The 20,933-nt window shown below is 72.2% G+C and carries 20 protein-coding genes; 6 read left to right on the top strand and 14 right to left on the bottom strand.

The annotated features are described in order from the left end of the window. Positions 1 to 44 precede the first annotated feature (44 nt). Positions 45 to 1,550 (bottom strand): PQQ-dependent sugar dehydrogenase, encoded by a 1,506-nt coding sequence (locus ABGB05_RS30860; RefSeq protein WP_347657458.1) that lies wholly within the window; start codon positions 1,548 to 1,550, stop codon positions 45 to 47. Between the two features lie 642 nt (positions 1,551 to 2,192). Between ABGB05_RS30860 and ABGB05_RS30855 the strand changes: the two genes are divergently transcribed. Then, the gene (locus ABGB05_RS30855; protein WP_347657457.1) at positions 2,193 to 4,772 is read left to right on the top strand and encodes a glycoside hydrolase family 3 N-terminal domain-containing protein; all 2,580 of its coding nucleotides are present in this window, start codon (positions 2,193 to 2,195) and stop codon (positions 4,770 to 4,772) included. Positions 4,773 to 5,022: 250 nt separating this feature from the next. On the opposite strand, the gene ABGB05_RS30850 is transcribed toward ABGB05_RS30855, so the two are convergent. From ABGB05_RS30850 to ABGB05_RS30825, 6 genes are all read right to left on the bottom strand, one after another. Beyond that, on the bottom strand, positions 5,023 to 5,451 hold the full coding sequence (locus tag ABGB05_RS30850) for a DUF2267 domain-containing protein (protein ID WP_347657456.1): 429 nt from the start codon (positions 5,449 to 5,451) through the stop codon (positions 5,023 to 5,025). A gap of 195 nt (positions 5,452 to 5,646) precedes the next feature. Next, complete coding sequence (locus tag ABGB05_RS30845) at positions 5,647 to 6,516, bottom strand: DUF72 domain-containing protein (RefSeq protein ID WP_347657455.1); 870 nt, start codon at positions 6,514 to 6,516, stop codon at positions 5,647 to 5,649. 65 nt (positions 6,517 to 6,581) lie between these two features. After that, on the bottom strand, positions 6,582 to 6,980 hold the full coding sequence (locus ABGB05_RS30840; protein WP_347657454.1) for a TraR/DksA C4-type zinc finger protein: 399 nt from the start codon (positions 6,978 to 6,980) through the stop codon (positions 6,582 to 6,584). Positions 6,981 to 7,104: 124 nt separating this feature from the next. After that, positions 7,105 to 7,740 carry a uridine kinase gene (locus ABGB05_RS30835; protein WP_347657453.1) on the bottom strand — a complete coding sequence of 212 codons (636 nt, stop codon included), beginning with the start codon at positions 7,738 to 7,740 and terminating at the stop codon, positions 7,105 to 7,107. 78 nt (positions 7,741 to 7,818) lie between these two features. After that, on the bottom strand, positions 7,819 to 8,664 hold the full coding sequence (locus tag ABGB05_RS30830) for an ABC transporter permease subunit (RefSeq protein ID WP_347657452.1): 846 nt from the start codon (positions 8,662 to 8,664) through the stop codon (positions 7,819 to 7,821). Between the two features lie 38 nt (positions 8,665 to 8,702). Further along, complete coding sequence (locus tag ABGB05_RS30825; RefSeq protein ID WP_347657451.1) at positions 8,703 to 9,620, bottom strand: ATP-binding cassette domain-containing protein; 918 nt, start codon at positions 9,618 to 9,620, stop codon at positions 8,703 to 8,705. Between the two features lie 118 nt (positions 9,621 to 9,738). Here ABGB05_RS30825 and ABGB05_RS30820 point away from each other — a divergent pair, with 118 nt between their 5' ends. Continuing rightward, positions 9,739 to 11,046 carry a histidine kinase gene (locus ABGB05_RS30820; RefSeq protein WP_347657450.1) on the top strand — a complete coding sequence of 436 codons (1,308 nt, stop codon included), beginning with the start codon at positions 9,739 to 9,741 and terminating at the stop codon, positions 11,044 to 11,046. A 1-nt stretch (position 11,047) separates the two neighbouring features. After that, on the top strand, positions 11,048 to 11,719 hold the full coding sequence (locus ABGB05_RS30815; RefSeq protein WP_347657449.1) for a response regulator transcription factor: 672 nt from the start codon (positions 11,048 to 11,050) through the stop codon (positions 11,717 to 11,719). A gap of 18 nt (positions 11,720 to 11,737) precedes the next feature. Here ABGB05_RS30815 and ABGB05_RS30810 read toward each other — a convergent pair whose 3' ends face one another. Next, the gene (locus ABGB05_RS30810; protein WP_347657448.1) at positions 11,738 to 12,349 is read right to left on the bottom strand and encodes a winged helix-turn-helix domain-containing protein; all 612 of its coding nucleotides are present in this window, start codon (positions 12,347 to 12,349) and stop codon (positions 11,738 to 11,740) included. A gap of 195 nt (positions 12,350 to 12,544) precedes the next feature. Between ABGB05_RS30810 and ABGB05_RS30805 the strand changes: the two genes are divergently transcribed. Next, the gene (locus ABGB05_RS30805; protein ID WP_347657447.1) at positions 12,545 to 13,465 is read left to right on the top strand and encodes an AEC family transporter; all 921 of its coding nucleotides are present in this window, start codon (positions 12,545 to 12,547) and stop codon (positions 13,463 to 13,465) included. A 51-nt stretch (positions 13,466 to 13,516) separates the two neighbouring features. On the opposite strand, the gene ABGB05_RS30800 is transcribed toward ABGB05_RS30805, so the two are convergent. The 3 genes from ABGB05_RS30800 to ABGB05_RS30790 all read right to left on the bottom strand — a co-directional run bounded on the left by ABGB05_RS30800 (position 13,517) and on the right by ABGB05_RS30790 (position 15,322). Next, positions 13,517 to 14,212 (bottom strand): winged helix-turn-helix domain-containing protein, encoded by a 696-nt coding sequence (locus ABGB05_RS30800; RefSeq protein WP_347657446.1) that lies wholly within the window; start codon positions 14,210 to 14,212, stop codon positions 13,517 to 13,519. Positions 14,213 to 14,265: 53 nt separating this feature from the next. Then, positions 14,266 to 14,712, bottom strand: coding sequence for a rhodanese-like domain-containing protein (locus tag ABGB05_RS30795; RefSeq protein ID WP_347657494.1), 447 nt, complete (start codon positions 14,710 to 14,712; stop codon positions 14,266 to 14,268). 148 nt (positions 14,713 to 14,860) lie between these two features. Next, positions 14,861 to 15,322 carry a cysteine dioxygenase family protein gene (locus ABGB05_RS30790; RefSeq protein WP_347657445.1) on the bottom strand — a complete coding sequence of 154 codons (462 nt, stop codon included), beginning with the start codon at positions 15,320 to 15,322 and terminating at the stop codon, positions 14,861 to 14,863. 193 nt (positions 15,323 to 15,515) lie between these two features. On the opposite strand from ABGB05_RS30790, the gene ABGB05_RS30785 reads away from it, so the two are divergent. Next, the gene (locus ABGB05_RS30785) at positions 15,516 to 16,451 is read left to right on the top strand and encodes a hypothetical protein (protein ID WP_347657444.1); all 936 of its coding nucleotides are present in this window, start codon (positions 15,516 to 15,518) and stop codon (positions 16,449 to 16,451) included. Positions 16,452 to 16,481: 30 nt separating this feature from the next. Here the strand turns inward: ABGB05_RS30785 and ABGB05_RS30780 are convergent, their stop codons facing one another. Beyond that, the gene (locus ABGB05_RS30780) at positions 16,482 to 17,180 is read right to left on the bottom strand and encodes an N-acyl homoserine lactonase family protein (protein WP_347657443.1); all 699 of its coding nucleotides are present in this window, start codon (positions 17,178 to 17,180) and stop codon (positions 16,482 to 16,484) included. Between the two features lie 185 nt (positions 17,181 to 17,365). On the opposite strand from ABGB05_RS30780, the gene ABGB05_RS30775 reads away from it, so the two are divergent. Further along, positions 17,366 to 18,484 (top strand): cellulose binding domain-containing protein, encoded by a 1,119-nt coding sequence (locus ABGB05_RS30775; RefSeq protein WP_347657442.1) that lies wholly within the window; start codon positions 17,366 to 17,368, stop codon positions 18,482 to 18,484. Between the two features lie 128 nt (positions 18,485 to 18,612). Here the strand turns inward: ABGB05_RS30775 and ABGB05_RS30770 are convergent, their stop codons facing one another. Together ABGB05_RS30770 and ABGB05_RS30765 are read right to left on the bottom strand one after the other, a co-directional pair. Then, positions 18,613 to 18,984 carry a signal peptidase I gene (locus tag ABGB05_RS30770; protein WP_347657441.1) on the bottom strand — a complete coding sequence of 124 codons (372 nt, stop codon included), beginning with the start codon at positions 18,982 to 18,984 and terminating at the stop codon, positions 18,613 to 18,615. Between the two features lie 111 nt (positions 18,985 to 19,095). Beyond that, positions 19,096 to 20,559 carry a hypothetical protein gene (locus ABGB05_RS30765; protein WP_347657440.1) on the bottom strand — a complete coding sequence of 488 codons (1,464 nt, stop codon included), beginning with the start codon at positions 20,557 to 20,559 and terminating at the stop codon, positions 19,096 to 19,098. Positions 20,560 to 20,933: the final 374 nt, after the last annotated feature.

Raw genomic sequence — 20,933 nt, 5'->3', positions numbered from 1 at the left:
GTCCCGCCCCGGACCCGTCGCGGTCCGGGGCGGGTTCGGGGCGGTCAGCTGGCCGTGCAGGTCGGGGTCATGCCGCTGCCGGTGCCGGTGCCCTGGAAACCGAACTCGGTGGACTGTCCGGCGGCGATCCGGCCGTTGTAGCTCACGTTGGTGAACGTGACCGCGCCGCTGTTACCACTGCGTTGGGTGTTCCAGGCGTTGGTGACCGTGGCACCGGACGGCAGGGTCATCCCCACCGACCAGCCGTTCGTGCCGGACGAGCCGGCGGTCACCCGTACCGTGGCGACGAAGCCGCCGTTCCACTGGTTCAGCGAGACGGTGGCCGAGCAGCCGCCCGGTCCCTGCGTCGGCGGCGTGGTGGGCGGGTTCGTCGGCCCGCTCGTCGGCGGCGTGGTGGGCGGGTTGGTGGGTGGCGTGGTGGGCGGGTTGGTCGGCGGCGTGGTCGGCGGGTTCGTCGGGTTGACGCCGACCGGCGGGAACCGCAGCACCCGGTCGTCGGTGGTGGCCGGCGTACCCCGGCCGTCCCGGTTACTGGTCGTCACCCAGAGCGAGCCGTCGGGCGCCCGCTCGACCGTACGGAGCCGGCCGTAGGTGTTGACCAGTTGGGCGACCGGGGCGCCGGCGCCGCCGTTGCCGGTCAGCGGCACCGTCCAGAGCCGGGCTCCCCGCAGCGCGGCGACGAACAGGACGTTGCCGTCGATGGTGGCGCCGCTCGGCGACGCCTCGGCGGTCGTCCACGTGACGATCGGGTCCCGGAAGCGTGGATCGTTGCCTCGGCCCTCCACGGTCGGCCAGCCGTAGTTGCCACCGGGCACGATCTGGTTGACCTCGTCCCAGGTGTTCTGCCCGAACTCGCTGGCGTAGAGCCTGCCCTGGGCGTCCCAGGCGAGCCCCTGGACGTTGCGGTGGCCGAGGCTGTAGACCAGCGAGCCGGCCGTCGGGTTGTCGGCGGGTACACCGCCGTCCGGTCGCATCCGCAGGATCTTGCCGTTGCGGCTCTGCGGGTTCTGCGAGTTGGCGGTCTGGCCGGCGTCACCGACCCCGGCGTAGAGCATGCCGTCCGGGCCGAAGGCGATCCGGCCGCCGTCGTGGAAGTTCGCCCGGGCCAGTCCGGTGAGGATCGGCGTCTGGGTCTGCGGCGTGTCGAGCCGGAACCGGACGATCCGGTTGTCGCTGCTCGAGGTGAAGTACGCGTAGACGTAGTTGTCCTGGGCGAACGTCGGCGAGACGGCCAACCCCAGCAATCCGGCCTCACCACCGGCCGAGACGCCGGAGATGGTGGTGACCTGCTGCGGACTCTGTCCGGGCCGCAGCCGCAGCACCCGGGCGCTGTTGCGTTCGGCGACCAGCGCGCTGCCGTCGGGCAGGAAGGCGAGACCCCAGGGGGTGTTCAGGTTGGTGGCGACGGTCTCCGGACGACTGAAGTCGAATTCACCGGCGGCCGACACCGACACGTCGCCGGCCTGGGGCGCGGTCGCGGCGACCGCGAGGCCGCCCCCGCTCAACCCGATGACCAGGGCCGCTCCCGCGACGAGAAGGCGGCTCCGCATGCCACACCTCCAGACCGGTCAGCCCGGTCCGCCGGCGCCGACCATCACCGATAGAAAGATGGACATGAATGTATCACGGATATGACGAGTGGTCCCCTCCACCGAGGGCGGGCGGGCCGGCCCCCGCCCGGCCGACCCGCCCGCGTCCTCGGCGGTCCCCCGCCCGTCTCTCCGCCCGGCATCCGGGCCCGGTGGCCGAGCACGACCGCTCCCCCCACCGCGGGGCGTGTTCAGACCAACGCGACCGAGATGATGATCACCCTCGGCGGGTCGCACCGGTGGGATACGGTGCTGTTCCCCGGCCCTGGCATGCCCCACCGTCCCTTCGGGTCACCCCCGGCAGACATCTCCTACCAGGGGCCGGCGAACCGTCACTCCTGGACGGAACCGAACCACCCGCAAGTTTTCGGCGCCGGTCCGATAATTCATCGTGATGCGGCGCACGCTACGACTCGACGACAGAACGGTCAATACCTATGTCTCGAGGAAACTTGCGAGCTACTTTCGGTCGCACTACCCTCTCGACGCGGGCCGGACTTTCCGGAAACATGTCGGAAGTACGCGCGCGAGACCACCACACCAGTCACACCGACGTGCGCCGGCTCTGGAACAGGCCCAGCAACAAGCGACAGGAGGCTGCTCGTGAGCAGCAACCGCAACGCCGCCGATACCCGTCGGACACCCAACGAGGTCGGTCGGCTCGAGGTCACCACGGCACCGGACGGGCGTCCCCATGATGGACAGCTCACCGTCGCCGCGCCCATCCCGGCAGACGGCTCCCCAGCTGTGCACGTCCCGGCGGTCCCACCCCCGCCGACCGGGATGCCGGCCGCCGCGCCGCTGGCCGACCCCCCGCCGGTCTGGCAGGACCCGGGCCTGCCGGTCGACCGGCGGGTCGAGGACCTGCTCGCCCGACTCTCGCTGGAGGAGAAGGTAGCGCAGCTGTACGGCGTCTGGGTCGGCGGCAACTCGACCGGCGACGACCTGGCCCCGCACCAGCACGAGATGGTCAACGAGGCGCCCGACTGGCGCGACCTCATCGGCGCCGGCCTCGGACAGCTCACCCGGGCGTTCGGCACCGCGCCGGTGGATCCCGTCGACGGCGCCCGGGCGCTGGCCCGGATGCAGGAGGAGATCACCGCCGCCAACCGGTTCGGCATCCCCGCGGTCGCCCACGAGGAGTGCCTCACCGGGTTCATGACGTGGAAGGCGACCGTCTACCCCACCCCGCTCGCCTGGGGCGCCACGTTCGACCCCGCACTCGTCGAACGGATGGCGGCCCAGATCGGTACGTCGATGCGCCGGGTCGGCGTACACCAGGGGCTGGCGCCGGTGCTCGACGTGATCCGGGATCCCCGCTGGGGACGGACCGAGGAGTCGATCGGCGAGGACCCGTACCTGGTGGCCACCATCGGCACCGCGTACGTCCGCGGCCTGCAGTCGACCGGGGTGATCGCCACGCTCAAGCACTTCGTCGGATACTCCGCGTCCCGCGCCGGTCGCAACTTCGCACCGGTCGCGGTCGGCCCCCGGGAACTCGCCGACGTGCTGCTGCCCCCGTTCGAGATGGCGCTGCGGGACGGCGGCGCCGGCTCCGTGATGCACGCGTACACCGAGATCGACGGGGTTCCGCCGGCGGCCGACCCGGAACTGCTGACCCGACTGCTCCGGGACGACCTGGGCTTCACCGGCACGGTCGTCGCCGACTACTTCGGCATCAGCTTCCTGCAGCGGCTGCACAGCGTCGCCGCCGACCTCGCCGAGGCCGGCGCGCTCGCCCTCGCCGCCGGGGTCGACGTCGAACTGCCCGCCGCGCACTGCTACGGCGCCCCGCTGGTCGCCGCGGTCCGCGCCGGCACGGTTCCCGAGGCCCTGGTCGACCGGGCCGCGGCCCGGGTGCTCCGACAGAAGTGTGAACTCGGCCTGCTCGACGCCGACTGGTCGCCGCTGCCGGCCGCGCTGACCACCGCCGAGCGGGTCAACGGCGGCGGCCCCGCCGCCGTTGACTCCGGCATCGACCTCGACCCGCCGAGCCACCGGGCGCTGGCCCGGGAACTGGCCGAGGAGTCGGTGGTGCTGCTGGCCAACTCCGGCACGCTGCCCCTGCGACCGGAAGCCCGGATCGCCCTGGTCGGGCCGCTGGCCGACAGCGTCACCGGCATGCTCGGCTGCTACACCTTCCCGAGCCACGTGGGCAGCCAGCACCCGGAGTTGCCGGACGGGGTCGAGATCCCGACCCTGCTGGCGGCGCTCCGCGACGAACTGCCGGACACCCCGATCAGGCACGCGTTCGGCGCGCCGATCGAGGGCACCGGGGTGGCCGACGACCTCGCCGCGGCGGTCGCGGCGGCCCGGGACGCCGACGTCTGTGTCGCGGTCCTCGGCGACCGGGCCGGTCTGTTCGGCAACGGCACCTCGGGCGAGGGCTCGGACGCCGCCGACCTGCAACTGCCCGGGGCGCAGGCGGACCTGCTGGAGGCGCTGCTCGACACGGGTACCCCGGTGGTACTGGTCCTGCTGGCCGGCCGGCCGTACGCGCTCGGCGGGTGGGCGGACCGGCTGGCCGCGATCGTCCAGGCCTTCTTCCCCGGCGAGGAGGGCGGCCCGGCGGTCGCCCGGGTACTCAGCGGCCGGGTCGCGCCCTCCGGTCGGCTGCCGGTGAGTGTGCCGCACGGCCCGGCCGGACAGCCGGCCACCTACCTGACCCCGGCGCTGGGTCGGCGTACCGAGGTCAGCAGTGTGGACCCGACGCCGCTCTTCCCGTTCGGGCACGGACTGTCGTACACCGAGTTCGTCTGGCCGGAGGTCCGGGTGGACGGTGCGGTGCCGGCGGCCGACCACCCGGTCGAGGTACCGACCGACGGTACGGTCACCGTCTCGGTCACCGTGTGCAACACCGGCGACCGCGACGGCACCGAGGTGGTCCAGCTCTACCTGCACGACCCGGTCGCCCAGGTGACCCGACCGGTGGTCCGGCTGATCGGGTACGCCCGGGTCCCCCTCGCCCCCGGCCAGACCCGCCGGGTCGACTTCGCGGTACACGCCGATCTCACCTCGTTCACCGGCCGGCATGGTCACCGGGTCGTCGAACCGGGTGACCTGGAGTTCCGCCTCTCCGCCTCCAGCGACGACCACCGGCACACCGTCGGGGTCCGGCTGGTCGGCCCGGAGCGCCGGGTGGGCCTGGAGCGGCGGCTCGCCCCCGGGGTGACGCTGCGGTAACCCCGGTCCGGTGGTGCCGGCGACGGGTCCGGCACCACCGACGGCGGGACGGATCGGGTCTGCCGGCGGCGACCCGGCGACGGCCGGTCCGGGGCGGCATACTGAGGCCGAAATGATCCTCGTCGGCGCCTCAGGGTGGCAGTACTCCGACGGCCGGACACCACGGCCCGGGACCGACGACATTGTCGGTTCCGGATCGTGGCGGCTCAGCGTACCCGGGTACCGGGCGGCGTCCGCCCGGCACTCCGGCTCACGGCAGGATCGTCGTCAGGTCCTTCGGCATGCTCGACCGGACGTCCTCCCACTCGCCGTCGGTGACGTGCCGGCGCAGCGCGTTCAACACGGTGTCCACGACGGTCGCCGGACCGCCCTGGACGTCGAACGGGAAGCCGGCCCGCACCTCGTAGAGGAACTCCTCGCGGTTCAACTTGATCGGCACCACGCTCGGATCCCAGCCCTCGAAGTAGATCCCGCGGACCAGCACCGGCAACTGGGCGGCGAAGTGCACGCTCTCCTGCACCGGCAGCCGGTCGCGCAGCAGGTGCAGGACCGTACGGAGCGCGGCGTACGACTGGTTGCGGCGCTCCTTCGGCCATCCGTACGCCTGCTCGATCTCCTTCAGGATGATGTTGGTCTTGTCTATCGACGACTCGAAGGCCGAGTACGTATTGTTCGGCACGACTGATCCCCCGTCCCGTCTGGCGACCGGCGACGACGTTGCGTCAGCCGGCACGCTGCCCGTGACCAGGCGTCCGGGCTCCCGTCCCGGGTCGCCTCTGCTCCACACCGCCACCATGCTCGCCTGCCGCCGGGTGAGTTCCGTTCACCCGGCGCGGGTGAATCCGGAGGGGCCGTCGCCGTCGCGACGGCTGGCTCACCCGGCCAGCAGGTCGGTCAACTGCTCGGCGTTGCGCTGGGCGTAGTCGCGGTAGCAGTTGTTCAGGAGCACGTGCGTCTGCTCGGCCCGACCGGCCAGTTCGCGCAGTTTCGGCGCCCAGTCGGCCAGTTCCCGTTCCGAGTAGCGGTAGCCGAACCGTTGGTAGATGTCCCTGCTGTTCCACTTCGTACTGTGTCCGTGGAACCGGACCACGGCGAGTTCCGCGGTCACGGCCAGCACCGGCGGCACCGACGACCGGTGCCCCTGCGGCATGTCCACACAGACGTACGGCAGCCGGTGTCGGCGCAGGAAGTCGAGCGTCTCCGCCTCGTTGTCGCCGTCGAACCAGGAGGCGTGCCGGAACTCGAAGACGGCCCGCATCGGCGCGCAGCGTTCCCGCACCTCGAGCAGGTACTGCTTGTTGTCCCGCCGGATGGTGAACCAGGGCGGGAACTGGAAGAGCAGGGCGCCCAACTTGCCGGCGTGGGCCAGTGGCTCCAGCGCGGTCAGGAACCGGGTCCAGACCTCCTCGTACGTCTGCGCGTCCAGGTCGCCGGGGTAGACGTTCCGTTTCTCCGTCTCCGGCCGGAGGTCCCTGTACAACGCGGAGACCCGGGTCGGATGTCCGGTGAGCAGGCTGAACGCCTTCACGTTGAAGGTGAAGCCGGCCGGGGTCCGGGACGCCCAGAGCTGGGCGGTCCGCTCCGCCGGCGGGGCGTAGTAGGTGGCGTCCACCTCGACCAGCGGGAAGCGGCTGGCGTAGTGGGCGAGACGCCGTTCGGGGGTGTCCGCGGCGGGCGGATACCAACCCGACTCCAGCAGGGTCCGGTCCGTCCACGACGCGGTGCCGACCTTGATCCCGCCCATCGCCTCCGTACACCCGTCCCGTCATCGACCGGCGACGTGCCCGACCGGGTCCCGCCGCCTCCGGGTCAGGCCGCCCGACGTTCCCGGCTCTGCTTGCAGGAGACGCAGGTGGTCGCCGCCGGGAAGATCTCCAGCCGCTCGACCGGAATCGACGTCCCACATCCCTCACACCAGCCGTACGTTCCCTCGTCCAGCCGGTGCAACGCGTGTTCGAACTGCGCCCGCCGGTCGAGGATCGCCCGCAGCAGCGACTGGGCGGTGTCCCGCTCGGCGGTTTTCGTACCACTGTCTGCCTGGTCGTCACCGGCGGTGTCACCGATCTCGACCAGGCGGAGCACCTGGCTCTGCGCCATCGCCTCGTCGTATTCGACGGTCAGCTCGTCGTAGCGGCTCTTCAGGGCCCGACGGATCTGGTCGATGTCCGCCGCCGAGCGACCGGTGCCGACTGCCTCGTTGACGAGCATGCGCTGCCTGCCTTTCCGTCGGGGCGACGGATCCGCCCTCCTGGACGGGATTGTCCGGTGCGGTCCGTCACGAGCAGCGCGAATACCCCACCGCCGTACGCGGCAAACCAGCCGTCTCCCGGCGTCACCCGTGCAGGGCGTCCACCACCGCCGGGTGGCGCGGGTCGTCCATCCGGACCAGCACGTCGGCGAAGGTGGCCGGGGCGACCTCCTCGGCGTACCGGGCGAGGGCGGGCAGCGTCCAGTGCCACTCCGCCGGGGTACGCCGGGCGAGCGCGCCGGTCGACAGCACCAGGTGGATGGTCAGGTCGAACGGCAGGCCGCCACCGAGCAGCAGGGCACCGCTGACCAGGACCACACCGTTGCGCGGAAGTGGCCGGTAGTCGGCGCGGGTGGCCCGGTCGGTCTCCGGATTCCACAGCGACGGCAGGATCCGGCCCGAGCCGGCCGGACCGGCGGGGTCGAGCACCTCGCGTCGCAGGCCCGCCTCGTCGAGCCAGCCCAGGTAGTAGGCGTCGGGGTTGGTCCGGCCCTGCTCGTAGCGCAACGACGCAGGCCGCAGGAAGTCTCGGGTGTCGACGCGGACCGCCGGACGGCCCCGGACCCGCAGCGGGTCGACCAGCGCGTCGGCGAGTCGGTCCGGCTCGGCGGCCGGCGGTCCGTCGACGGCGACCCGGAGCGGATGGTCGGCCGGCCCGCCGGCCATCCGCTCGGCCAGTTCGCTGACGAGCAGTTCGGGAGTGATCGGTCGGACCCGCACCCGATCATCCTGCCGCTTCGGCCCGAGGGCTCGCCCGGGAGCCCCCGCCGGACCGCCGGCGGCGCCCAACCGACGCCGTCAGGCGTCGCGCCTGCGCAGGGTCAGGTAGCCGCCGAGCAGCGCCGCCGCGGTCCAGAGGGCGAGCAGGCCCACCCCGGTCCACGGCCCGTAGTCGCGCAGCCAGCGGGGGTCGTCCTGGGGCCCGGCCAAATGCATGATCACCCAGGTTGTCTGGTCCGGCAGGTACTGGGTGACCGTCCGCAGCCCCGGGATGTTGCCCAACCCCTGCGAGCCGAGCAGGAGGACCGGCAGCAGCACCGCCAGCGCCCACACCGAACTGCGCAGCAGGGCCGCCACACCGAGGGCGAAGAGGCCGAGCAGGGTGAGGTGCAGCCAGGCCCCGACGACCGCCGCCGACACTTCGTCGGTGCCGGGCGGGACGGCGTACGGGCCGAGCACCGGCTGGGCGACGGCGAAGCTGGCCAGGGCGGTCACCAGTCCGACCACCGCGAGCGGCAGGGCCGCCGCGAGCACCTTGCCGGCGTACCAGAGTCCGCGCCTGGGAACCGCGAGCAGGCTGGCCCGGATCGTCCCGGAGCGGTACTCGGCGCCGACCACCAGGACTCCGAAGACCACCACGGCCAACTGTCCGAGGGTGACCCCGTAGAAGGTGGCGAACAGCGGGTCGAAGGCCGCCTGCCGGTCGGCCGGCTGGCGGGGCAGACTCGTCCGGAAGCTGAGCGCGACCAGTGCGCTGATCCCGACGGTGACCACAAACGCCGGGACCAGGGTCCAGACGGTCGAGCGCAGGGTCACGATCTTGGTCAGTTCGGCGGCGACCACCGCGCGCAGCGGGCCGACCAGGCGCCACCGGGCCGGCTCCGCCAATGCCGGGTCGGCCCGGTCAACCGTTCCGGTACTCATCCCCGTCCCGCTCGTCCCCACGTTTCTCCCCGTCCCGCTCATCCGGATTCCCTCTCCGTCCGGCGGCGTGCCGTCGCCTCCTCGACAAGCCGCATGAACGCCTCCTCCAAGGACGCCGACCGCGCACCGATCTCGTGCACGGTGAGCTGGTGCGCCGCGACCAGCTCACCGACCCGGGGCGCCGACACGCCGTACGCGTGGACCGCGCCGTCCGGTCCGGTCCGGGTCTCGATTCCGGCGCCGGTCAACACGGCCCGCAGCCGCTCCGGCTCCGGGGTCCGCACCTGGACGTACCCGACGGAGTTGGCCTCGACGAACGCCCGCGTCCCGGTGTCGGCGAGCAGCCGTCCCCGGTCGATCACCACGAGGTGGTCGGCGGTGAGCGCCATCTCGCTCATCAGATGGCTGGAGACCAGCACCGTCCGACCCTCCGCCGCCAGTCCCCGCATCAGGTCACGGATCCACCGGATGCCCTCGGGATCGAGCCCGTTGACCGGTTCGTCGAAGAGCAGCACCGGAGGGTCCCCGAGCAGCGCGGCGGCGATGCCCAACCGTTGCCGCATGCCGAGGGAGAACCCGCCGACCCGGCGCCCCGCCACCGCCGCCAGCCCGACCAGTTCCAGCACCTCGGTTATCCGGGAGCGTGGAATCCGGTTGCTCCGGGCCAGCCAGAGCAGGTGGTGGTAGGCGCTGCGGCCCGGATGTGCCGCGCCCGACTCCAGCAGGGCGCCCACCCGACGCAACGGCGCGACCTCCCGGCGGTACGGGCGCCCGTCGATCAGCGCCTCGCCCCCGCTCGGATGGTCGAGCCCGAGCAGCATCCGCATCGTCGTCGACTTGCCGGCCCCGTTCGGTCCGAGGAAGCCGGTGACCCGGCCGGGTCGGACCGTGCAGGAGAGCCGGTCGACCGCGACCACCCGCCCGTAGCGTTTGTGCAACTCGCGTACCTCGATCACGGCCGCCAGGCTAGGCGTCGACCGGGGCGGGAACAGTCCCCGAAAGTCGCCGACCCCACATCGGAAGTGGACTCCGGACCGGACCGGCCGGGGTCGTACCGGACGTAACCTGCAGGGCATGGTCCGCCATCTCCTCGCCGCCGCCGTGCTCGTCGCGGAGACGGTGCTCCTGGTCGCCGGGCACCCCGACCTCCCACCGGCGGTGGTGCCCGGCTACCTGCTGGCCGTCGGGCTGGTGATCGCGCTGCGGCAGCGCTGGCCGCTGGCCGCCTTCGCCGGCGCGCTGCTGCTGAACGCCCTGACCGGCACCTCGTACGTGCTGCTGAGCTGGGCCGCCTACCAGGTCGGGCGGGCCGGTCTGTCCCGTCGCGACGGTGGCCTGCTGGGGTGCGGCACCGTCGTCGCCCTGGCCAGCCAGCTCGGCTCGGCACCCGGGCCCTGGCCGGAGGCGGGCGGCCCGCTGGTCGTCACGTACCTCGTCTTCGTGGCGTTGCCGGTGCTGACCGGCCGGTACCTCAGCCAGCAGGAACAGCTGGTGTCGACGCTCCAGCGGCACAACCGGCAGCTCCGCCGGGAGCGGGAGCTCCTCGCCGAGCAGGAGCAGCTGCGCGAGCGGCTGCGGATCGCCCGGGACATGCACGACTCGCTCGGACACCGGCTCAGCCTGGTGTCCGTCCAGGCGGCGGCGCTGGAGGTCTCGGCACTGCCGCCGCCGCTGCGGGACACCGTGCGGGGCCTGGCGGGCGCCGTCCGGCAGGCCACCGACGACCTGTACGACCTGGTCGGCGCGTTGCGGGGCGGCCGGCCCGACGCCGGGCGGGACCCCGGCCTCGAGGCGGTCGACGCCCTGGTGACGGACTTCCGCGGCGCCGGTGTCCCGGTGACGCTGTCCCGTTCAGGGCCGGCCCGGCCGCTGTCCCGGACCGCCGGGCAGGCGGCGTACCGGGTGGTGCAGGAGGGACTCACGAACGCCGCCAAGCACGCCCCGGGACAACCGGTGACAGTACGCCTGCAGTGGGAGCCGGACGCCCTGCTGGTGGACCTGGTCAACCCGCTCGGTCCCGGTCTCCCGGAGCCCGACGACCGGCCATCGGCTCCCGGTGCCCTGCCGTCGACCGGACACGAGCTGACCGGACACGAGCTGACCGGACACGAGCCCACTGGACAGAGGCTCATTGGACACGGGCAGACTGGACACGGCCTCACCGGGCTCGGCGAACGGCTGGCGTCGGTCGGCGGGTTGGTCGAACACGGCCGCTCCGGGGACCGGTGGCGCCTCGCCGCGATGCTGCCGAGCGGCCCCGTGGTGCTCGACGAGGCGGAGTCGGCGCTGACCGTACCCGGCCGGCCGGTCGGACTGGGTGTCGCCGTCGCCGTCCTGATGTTCCTGCTGCTGCCGGCGAGTCTGCTGTTGGGAGGCCGCTGAGATGGTCCGGGTCCTGCTCGCCGACGACGAGCCGCTGATCCGGACCGGCATCCGGACCGTGCTGGAGTCGACCGGTGACATCGAGGTGGTCGCCGAGGCCGCGGACGGTCGGACGGCGGTCGAGGAGGCACTCCGGCGCCGTCCGGACGTGGCGCTGCTCGACATCAGGATGCCGGCGCTGGACGGTCTGGCGGCGATGGAGGAACTCGACCGTCGGCTCCCCGGGCTGCGCGTCGTGCTGCTGACCTCGTTCGGCGCCGAACCGAACGTGCTGCGGGCGGTCCAGCACCGGGTCGCCGGTTTTGTGCTGAAGACCTGTACGCCCGACGAACTGATCCGGGCGGTCCGGGCCGCGTACGACGGCGACGTCTACCTCTCCCCCGGGGTGACCCGGCTGTTGGTCGGCCTGGTCTCCCCGGTCGCGGTCACCCGTCGCCGGCACGCCACCGAACGGCTGGCGGCGCTGAGCCCACGGGAGGTCGACGTGCTGCGGCTGGTGGCGGAGGGGCTCTCCAACGCCGACGTGGGCCGGCGGTTGCGGATGAGCGAGGCGAGCATCAAGACGTACGTGAGTCGGATCCTCACCAAACTGGACTGCGCGAACCGGGTCCAGGCGGCGCTGCTGGCCCGGGACGCCGGCCTACCGGGTCAGGAGGGCGCTGGCGGGTGGTGAGACCCGGGTCCGGCCGGCTCAGCCGTTGCGGTCGATGGTCACCACGGCGTCGTCGGCGAGCCGGTAGCCCACGCCGTACACGGTGGTGATCAGGGGCAGGTCGGTGCCGACCTTGCCCCGGAGCCGTCGGATGTGCACGTCGACGGTACGCAGACCGGTGTGCTCGTATCCCCAGACCGCCGCCAGCAGCTGGAGCCGGGTGAAGACCCGGCGTGGGTTGTCGACCAGGTGCATCAGCAGGTCGAACTCGAGACGGGTCAACGGCAGCGGATCGCCGTCCAGCAGGACGGACCGGGAGGCGGCGAGGATACGCAGGCTGCGTGGGGTCGACTCCGGTGGCGGCGGGGCGGCCGGCGGGGCCGGTGCCGGCTCGGCACGTCGTTCCACCACGGCGGGTACGACGCCGCTGACCGTCGCCTCGCCCCGCTCGACGAGTTCCCGGGCGGCTTCGAGCAGCCGGCGGGCCGGGGCGGTCAGCGACTCCTCACCACCGTTGAGCGGGATGGAGAGTGTCACCGTGAGCGTCGGCGAGGCGGGACCCGGACGTCGTGACGCGCCAGGCGGTCTGCCGGGTCCGGCCGGTTGGCTGAGCTGCCATCCGGCGCGGGACGAGGTGGGGCTGACCGACATGCTTCTCCTTGGCTGCTCCGGGTGTTTCCCCCCGCGGCCCGAAACGCCGCCTGGTCGATGCTTCCGGGCACCAGGGCGAGGGTCAAGGGGACACGGCGTTGCTTGACTGTGACAATCGACAAACTCAACGGAATCACTTGCTTGCTCTTAGTACCAGATCTTGTCGATCACCGTGCACCGGGCAGGATGGTCGGGGTGCGGGGTGTGCTGGCGGGGTTCGCGGTGATCTGGACGGTCACCCTGGTCGGTTATCTCGTCGGCCGGTACGCCCTGCTCGGTACCGAGGGCACCACGGTGGTCGCCCGGCTGGTGTTTCTGATCGCCACCCCGGCCCTGCTGTTCAGCACCCTCGCCCGGTCCACAGTGGCCGACATGGTCACGCCCGCGCTGGCCGCGTTCGTGCTGAGCACCGTGCTCGTGGCCGCGATCTACCTGCTCGTCGCCCGGTACGTCTGGCACCGGGGCACCGGGGAGGCGGTGGTCGGCGCCCTCTGCGCGTCGTACGTCAACGCCGCCAACCTCGGCATCCCGGTCGCCGCGTACGTGCTGGGCGACGTCTCGTTCGTCGCCCCGGTCCTGATCTTCCAGGTGCTGGTCGCGGCCCCGCTCGCGCTGGCCGTGCTGGACCTCACGACGGCCCACCGGCGGCCCTCACTGCGTCGGCTGGTCCTGCTGCCGACCCGGAACCCGATCATGCTGGGCTGCGCGGCCGGCCTGGCCGTCGCCGTCTCGGGGTGGACGCCGCCGGCCGAGGTGCTCCGCCCGTTCGAACTCGTCGGCTCGGCGGCGGTGCCGTTGGCGCTGCTCGCACTCGGCATGTCACTGCCGGGCAGCCGGCCGCTGGCCGCCGCCGACGCCGGAGCGCGGTACCTGGCCGTCGCCCTGAAGGTGCTGGTGCAGCCGGCGCTGGCGTACGTGCTGGCCCGGTTCGTCCTGCACCTGACCGGGCCGGCCCTGCTCGCGGCGGTGGTGACCTCGGCGCTGCCAACCGCGCAGAACGTCTTCGTCTTCGCCACCCACTACCGGCAGGCCCGCTCACTGGCCCGGGACGTGGTGGTGCTCTCCACCGTGGCCGGGGCCGTCTCGCTCGTCGGGATCGCCGCCTGGCTGGGCTGACCGCCGCCGGGCGCGGCTCAGCCGGGACTCAACACCGGGCCGCCCGATCGCTCACTCCGGATCCTCGACCCGGACCCGGGCGTCGTCGGCGAGCCGGTAGCCCACCCCGTGCACCGTGGTGACCAACGGCGTCAGCTCGCCCACCTTGGCTCGCAACCGACGGACGTGCACGTCCACCGTGCGGGCCACGGCGTGCTGGTAACCCCAGACGCTGGCCAGCAACTGGGTCCGGGTGAAGACCCGACGCGGATGCCGGGCCAGGAAGAGCAGCAGGTCGTACTCGAGTCGGGTCAACGGCAGGGACAGCCCACCACGCAGTACGGTCCGTGGACCGGTGAGCACCCGCAACGGTTCGGGACCGGCGGCGCCGCTGTCGGCCGCGCCGTCGGTCGTGGACCTCCCCTGGTCGGCGGCGCCGACGGCGGGCCGGGTGGGATCGGTTACGTCGTCGGCGGGCCGGTCCGCGACGTCGCCCGGCCGGTCCGACCCGGCGGTACGGGCCGGAAGGTCGGTGACCGGAGAGTGGTCGGCGACGCCGGTCACCGCCAGCGTGCCGCCCTGGTCGGCGAGGTCTCGGGCCAGTTCGAGCAGGATGGCGAGCTGTGCCGGCAGCCGCTCGCCGGCCAACGGGACCTCCAGGGTGAGCCGGAGGGTCGCGGCGTCCGGCAGAACCGACCGACGACGGGTCGTGGGACGACCCGGTCCTCCCGGGGAGGGGGTGCGCGGATGGATGGCGACGACCGACATGGAGAACTCCTCTATGGACTGCGGCCCGTCTCGTCCCGCGCGGTGGCGCGGGTTCAGGTGAAGGCGTGCCGGGCGGTGGCCGGCACGGAGATGGTCGGCTGGGCGAAGAGGTCGACCGGCCCGAAGGCCGGCAGACCGGCCACCCGCCAGGCGACGAAGCCGCCGACGACGTCGGTCGCCCGGTGCAGGCCGAGGTCCTGCAGCGCGGCGGCGGCCAGTGCGGACGTGTAACCCTCCTGGCAGTAGACGATGACCGGTAGGTCGTACCGGTGGGCGACGGGCAGACGACTGGTGCTGCGTGGATCGAACCGCCACTCCAGTACGTTGCGGTCGACGATCAACGCGCCGGGAATGGTTCCGGTGGCGGCCCGCTGGGCGGCGGGACGGATGTCCACCAGGACGGCACCGGCCCGGGCGGCCAGGTGCGCCTGCTCCGGATCGAGCCGCCGTAGCCGTCGGCGCGCGGCGGCGAGGATCTCGTCGATGCTCCGGGAGCCCACCGGAGCCGTCGTGCGACGACAGCATCCGGCCTCGTCGCGGAGGTTGCTCAGTTCCACTCGTACGGTCCTTCCCGTCCTGTCCGGCGTGTCGCCGGCCCTGCTCCGCCCGGGCCGGCCGAATGACCCCGACGCACGGCGCCGCCGCCGTTCACCAGGCGACCCCCGCCTCGGCCACCTCGACCGCCCGCAGCTCGCCACCCTCCAGCCGGTAACTGGTCATCCGGAGCAGTGCCGGGCGGTAGACGTGCACGCTCACCGCCGGTCGGTCCGTGTGGTTCGCCACCCGGTGCACGTGGTGCGGGCCGAACCGACGGCCGGCGCCGGCACCGAGTTCCCTCGGACGCAACCGGCCACGGTCCACAATCTCCTCGGTGAGAGAGCCGGCGGCGACCAGGAAGGCGCCGGCCGACCCGCCGTGGTCGTGCAGCTCGGTCTGCTGGCCGGGCAGCCAGGTGAGCAGCCACACCTCGTGGTCGTCCGCGTGGGCGAGCCGGTGGTACCAACGCCGTGCCGGATCAAGACGCAGGGGCACCGGCCAGCCGGTCAGGCCGCCGGCGTCCGCGGCGAACCGGCGGGCGACGGCGAGCGGATCGGAGATTCCGGAGATCATGGGTACGTCCTCGGGAGCCGGTACCAAGGTCGGTCACGATGATAGCCCATAAAACCTATCTGCTTTGTAGGTTTTTCCACAAGCCGCTCCCCGACGATCCCGCACCCGTTGGCGCGATACCGCTCCGGTCAGCCGCCGTGGATCTTGTCGCGCCTGGCTACTGTGAGGCCCGGGCGACCAGGAGGTGCCGGTGGTGGAGGAACGGACGGACGACAACCACGAACCCGCCGCCGAGGCGGAGAGCGCGGCGAGGCCCACCTGGACCGCGAGACGACGCAGGCAACCGGTCGGCGCCGTGCTCGGCGCCGCGCTCGTCACCCTCGCCTCGGTCGCGACCTGGTACATCGACCATCGCGCCGAGTCGCTGGACGCCGAACAGGAGGCGCGGGACCGGGCCGTCTTCGCCGAGGTCTGCACCGATCCCGTCCGGGCCGCCGCCCTCGTCACCAACACCCCGTCCCTCGCCAGCACCTGCCCCGTCGGCCTGCGCCACCTGCTGTCGATCGCGGCGGCCGAGGTGGACCCGGGCCCGGAACTCCTGAACGCCTATCTGGACCGGCTCCTCACGTTGCTGGACGCCCGGACCCCGAGTGACGTCACGCCGTACCTCGGTGCGCTGCACCGCGACGACGTCCACAGCGCCGGCCTCGACGAACTGCACCGCAACGCCCGACGCTGCCAGGTGCTGCTGCCGACCGGCCCGCCACCACCGGCGACACCCCGCCCGACCGGCAACTTCTGGGACGACTGGCAGCGCCTCGAGGTCGTCGCGCAACCCCGGTCGGTCCGGACGACCGTCGAGCCGGGCGGACGCGTCGTCGTCACGGCACGGGTGGTCGACACCACGCCGGCCTGTCTGACCCGTCCCACGCTCGAGTCGACCCCACCGCCGCGGTTCACCGGCACCACGGCACTGACCCTCTCCTTCGTCACCGGCACCGGTCCGAGCGGTGAACAGGTGTGGCTGCTCGACCACCTCGACGCCTGTCCGGTCCGGCCGGACCCGCTGGCCGCCGAACCCGTGGTCGACACGTACACGCTGACCCGGCGCCGGTCGATCCGCGAGGACGTCACCGATTCCCTCTTCCGCTACGCGGGCAGCAGCTGCCCCCGGGCTGCCGGCCGCTGACCGGGGAAGCCCGGTCCCGCCGCGGTACACCTACGACGGCTCCCAGACGGCGCCGTCGTGGGCGAACAGCACCCGGGCCGGGTCGAGGTCGACCAGCCGGGCCAGCCACCGCGGCACCGGCGGCAACGGGGCGGCCACCCCGTCCCGGGACGCCCGCAACGCCAACTCGTCCGAGGCGTACCCGGAGGCGAAGTCCCGGGCCTGACCGGCCAGGATCACCGTGCCGTCCGGCTGCCGCACGGACAGGGACTGGTGCCCGACGGTGTGCCCGGCGGTGGGAATCACCAGGACCCCGGGCCAGAGCTCGGCCTCGCCGTCGAGCTCCTCGTACCGGGCGCCGGGAAAGTCGACCAGTTCGGCGACGGTGTGCCCGGGCGCCCGGGCGGCGGCCAACTCGGCCCGCTGTACGACGATCGGACGGCCGCCCAGCGAACGGTTCCCGCCACAGTGGTCGAAGTGCAGGTGGCAGTTGACGACCAGCGAGACGTCCTCCGGGCGTACTCCGGCGGCGGCGAGCGCGGCGACCAGCGCACGCCGCCGTGGCCGGTAGTGCGCCTCCGTCTCCGGATCGGCCGCACCGATACCGGTGTCGAAGAGGATCAGACCCTCGGGCCGACGGACCAGGTAGCCGTAGACCGGCTCGACCCGGGGATGTGGCCCGCCGACCTCCTCGGCCGGTCGCACGAAGTAGCCGAGGTCGAGTCGTCGCACGGTGCCACCGTCCGTCATCACCTCATCCTCGGCGCCGGCAGCGCACCGTCAAGACCGGTTCACCAGCAGCGTAACGGCCGACACCACACCGGCAGCGCGCCGGAAACTTGACCGGTTGAGTTGACCTACCGTGACCTGCTTCAATATCCACCGGGAGCACCGGGCCGTCACGTACCACCCCATCACCGTGACAGGAGATCACCATGCTCCGCAGGCCCCTGCTCGGCGCCGCCCTGGCCGCGCTCGTCGTCGCCCTCGGCACGATCGTCCCCACCGGACCGGCGCTACCGGCCGCCCCCGCCCCGGTCCGGGTCATGCCGCTCGGCGACTCGATCACCGGATCGCCCGGCTGCTGGCGCGCCATCCTCTGGAACCGGTTGCAGAACACCGGGTACACCAACATCGACTTCGTCGGCACCCTCGGCCCGCAGGGCTGCGGACAGCCGTACGACGGTGACAACGAAGGGCACGGCGGCGCCCTGGTCACCACCGTGGCCGACCAGAACCAGTTGCCGGCCTGGCTGTCGACGACCCGCCCGGACGTCGTCCTGATGCACTTCGGCACCAACGACGTCTGGAGCAACCGGGCACCGGCCACCATCCTGGCCGCGTACGGCAAACTCGTCGACCAGATGCGGGTCAGCAACCCGGGTATGCGGATCCTGGTCGCGAAGATAATCCCGATGGCCCCGGCCACCTGCGCCGAGTGTGGCCAGCGGGTTGTCGCGTTGAACAACGCCATCGGCGGCTGGGCGTCGTCGAAGACCACCGCCCAGTCGCCGATGGTGGTGGTCGACCAGTGGACCGGCTTCAGCACCGGCAGCGACACCTACGACGGCGTCCATCCCAACGCCGCCGGCGACCAGAAGGTGTCCGACCGGTGGTACCCGGCGCTGACCGCCGTACTGGACGGGGTCACGCCGACCCCGCCGCCGACCGTCGTACCGACCACACCCACCGGCACCCCGCCCACGCCGCCCGTCACCCCGACGGCGGCGCCGAGTACACCGCCGGCCGGCGGTGCCTGTGTCGCCACCTACCGGACCACCGGCCAGTGGCAGGGCGGCTTCCAGGGTGAGGTCAGCGTCCGGAACAACGGCACCTCGGCGAGTCGATCCTGGACCGCGCAGCTCTCCTTCCCCGCCGGACAGCGGGTCAGCCAGGCGTGGAACGCCGAAGTCAGCCAGAGCGGCACCGTCGCCACCGCCCGCAACGTGGGCTGGAACGGGGCGCTGGGCGGCGGCGGGTCGACCACCTTCGGTTTCATCGGCAGCTGGACCGGCAGCAACCCGGCACCGACGGTCGGCTGCACCCTCGGCTGACCGACCGCGCCACGCCGACCGGGGCCGACGTGACACTCCTCGTCGACCCAGTGCGCCCCGGCGTTCCGGGACTCCGCGCGGGACACGCCGGGGACCGGCCCTGGTCGGCCCGGGACGGCGGTGCGGGGTCAGTCGGCCGCGACCCGGTAACCGGGGACCGACGGCCACCGGACGGTGAGCACCACCGCCTCCTCCGGCGCGTACCACGAGTGGTCGATGCCCGGCCCCCAGACGACGTAGTCACCGGGCTCGGCGAGGGTGACCCCGCGCCCCCGGAACTCCATCCGGAACCGGCCGGAGACCAGCACCAGCAGCGCCGTTCGCCGCTCGCCGGTGACCCACTCCGCCCGGGTGTCGCCGGCCGGGTGCATCCCCCACTTCACCTCGACGTCGGTGCTGTGCCGCACGTCCACCCCGGCCGGCATGAAGTGGCCGAGCAACCAGCCGCCGTTCCCGGCGCCGTCCTTGGCCGCGTTGCCGACGTAGATCCCCTCGTCCAACCGTCCTCCCCTCACCGGTCGGGCAAGGTACCACGCGGGCGGGCCGGCCCCGGACGCGGAGCGGCCCGGCCCCCGCGAGCGGGAACCGGGCCGTTCCGTCGTGCCTGGCGCCTACCGGCCACCCAGGTAGGTGGGCTGGGTCTGCGGGTTGAACTCCTTGAACTTGGTCAGCTGCGCGCTCCACAGCCGCCAGTCCCGTACCTCCAGGACGTCCAGACCCTTCTGGATGTCGTTGGAGTAGATGTGGCCGTTGTACCAGTACGCCGACCACGAGCCGCCGATGATCCGCTCGGTCTCGGAGAGCGGGCCCCGCTCCCAGTAACCGAGTTCCACCGGACGGGCGGAGTTGGTGAAGTCCCACACCGAGATACCGCCCTGGTACCACGCCTGGACCATGATGTCCCGACCCAGCACCGGGATCAGCGAGCCGTTGTGGGCGACGCAGTTCTCCAGCGAGGTGTTCAGTCGCGGAATCTTGAAGTAGCTCCGGAAGACCAGCTCGCGCCCGTCCCCGCGACCGGTGATGTCGTAGATGGCGTCCGCGCCCCGGGTCGGCTCCACCGACTCGACGCAGGTCGCGCCGCTGCCGCCGCCGAGTTCGTCGGTGAAGACCACCTTGGTGCCGGCGTTGTTGAAGGTAGCCGAGTGCCAGAACGCGAAGTTCGTGGTGTCCCGGACCCGGTTGATCACCCGCGGCTTCTCACGGTCGCGGATGTCCATCAGGATGCCGTCACCCATGCAGGCGCCGGCGGCCAGGTCCTTGCTCGCGAAGACGGTGATGTCGTGGCAGCCGCTCGTGGTCGAGCTGCCGTTGCCACCCGGGTTACCACCGTTGTCGGCGGCGAAGAGGTCCGGCACGGCCACCACGGCGGCCTGGGTCGGCTTCTTCACCGGCACCTTGATGATCGAGATCGAGTCGTGCGGCGTCGGGCACCCGGCGTAGGTGCTGGACGGCCCGTACGACGAGACGTAGAGGTAGACCGCCTTCCGGTCCTTACCGGGCACCAGGGTGTGGGTGTGCGAGCCGCACGCGGTCTGGACCGACTTGATGTACCGGGGCGCCTTCTTGTTCTTGATGTCGAAGATCTTGATGCCCTCCCACACCGTCTGGCTGCTCGGCACGCTCGTGCTGCTGCACGAGTCGTCGCTGCGCGGCGAGTCGGTGGAGAGGAACAGCAGGTCACCGTAGACGGTGATGTCGTTCTGCGACCCGGGGCAGAGCACCTGGGACACAATGGACGGTCGTGCCGGGTTCTTGACGTCGTAGATGACAAAACCGTCGTAGTTGCCCGCGAAGACGTACCGGTCCTGGAAGGCCAGGTCGGAGTTGAGCGCGGCCTGGGTGTTGAACGGACCCGGCTTGGGGACGTTGGCGATCTGCCGCAGGTTCGAGCTGCTGGAGATCTCGTCCACACCGGGCGGACCGGCCGTGGCCGTACCGGCCTGCTCCGTTGTGGACGATTCCGGACTGGCGCTGCTTGCCGGGGCTACGGCCGTGCTCGCCACCAGGAGAGCGAGCGCGCCGAGCCCGACGATCCGGAGTCGCCGCGGCCCTTGTGGGGGGAATCTGAACATCTGGCGGCACCCTTCGAAAGGGGTTTACGAATGTCCAGACCTTACCTGGACCAGCCTGCCGTCGTTGTGATCCGGCTCACATTATTGACCATGATCGGAACTGGTGGGCCGACGCCGCCGACCGTGCACGTGCCGGCCCTCGCCGCCCGCGACCGGACCGCCACGAGCGGTACGTCCCATCGCCACGAGTGGTACGCCACGCCACCCCACGCGCTCGCCTTGATCGTCCGACCACAGTCGACCGACCCTAGGCCGTGTGTCATAAGTGCCGTTCGAGTCTCCGAAGCCAGGTGTCGATCATGCTGATGGTGGCGGTGGCTTCGTAGCGCACGGCGAGTTTGTCGTAGCGGGTGGCCACGGCGCGGTGTTGTTTG

Source organism: Plantactinospora sp. B5E13, assembly GCF_039871775.1.
In the GTDB taxonomy this organism is placed as follows: domain Bacteria; phylum Actinomycetota; class Actinomycetes; order Mycobacteriales; family Micromonosporaceae; genus Plantactinospora.
Note: the sequence above shows the minus strand (reverse complement) of the source record. Positions and strands in the feature narration are given on the sequence as shown.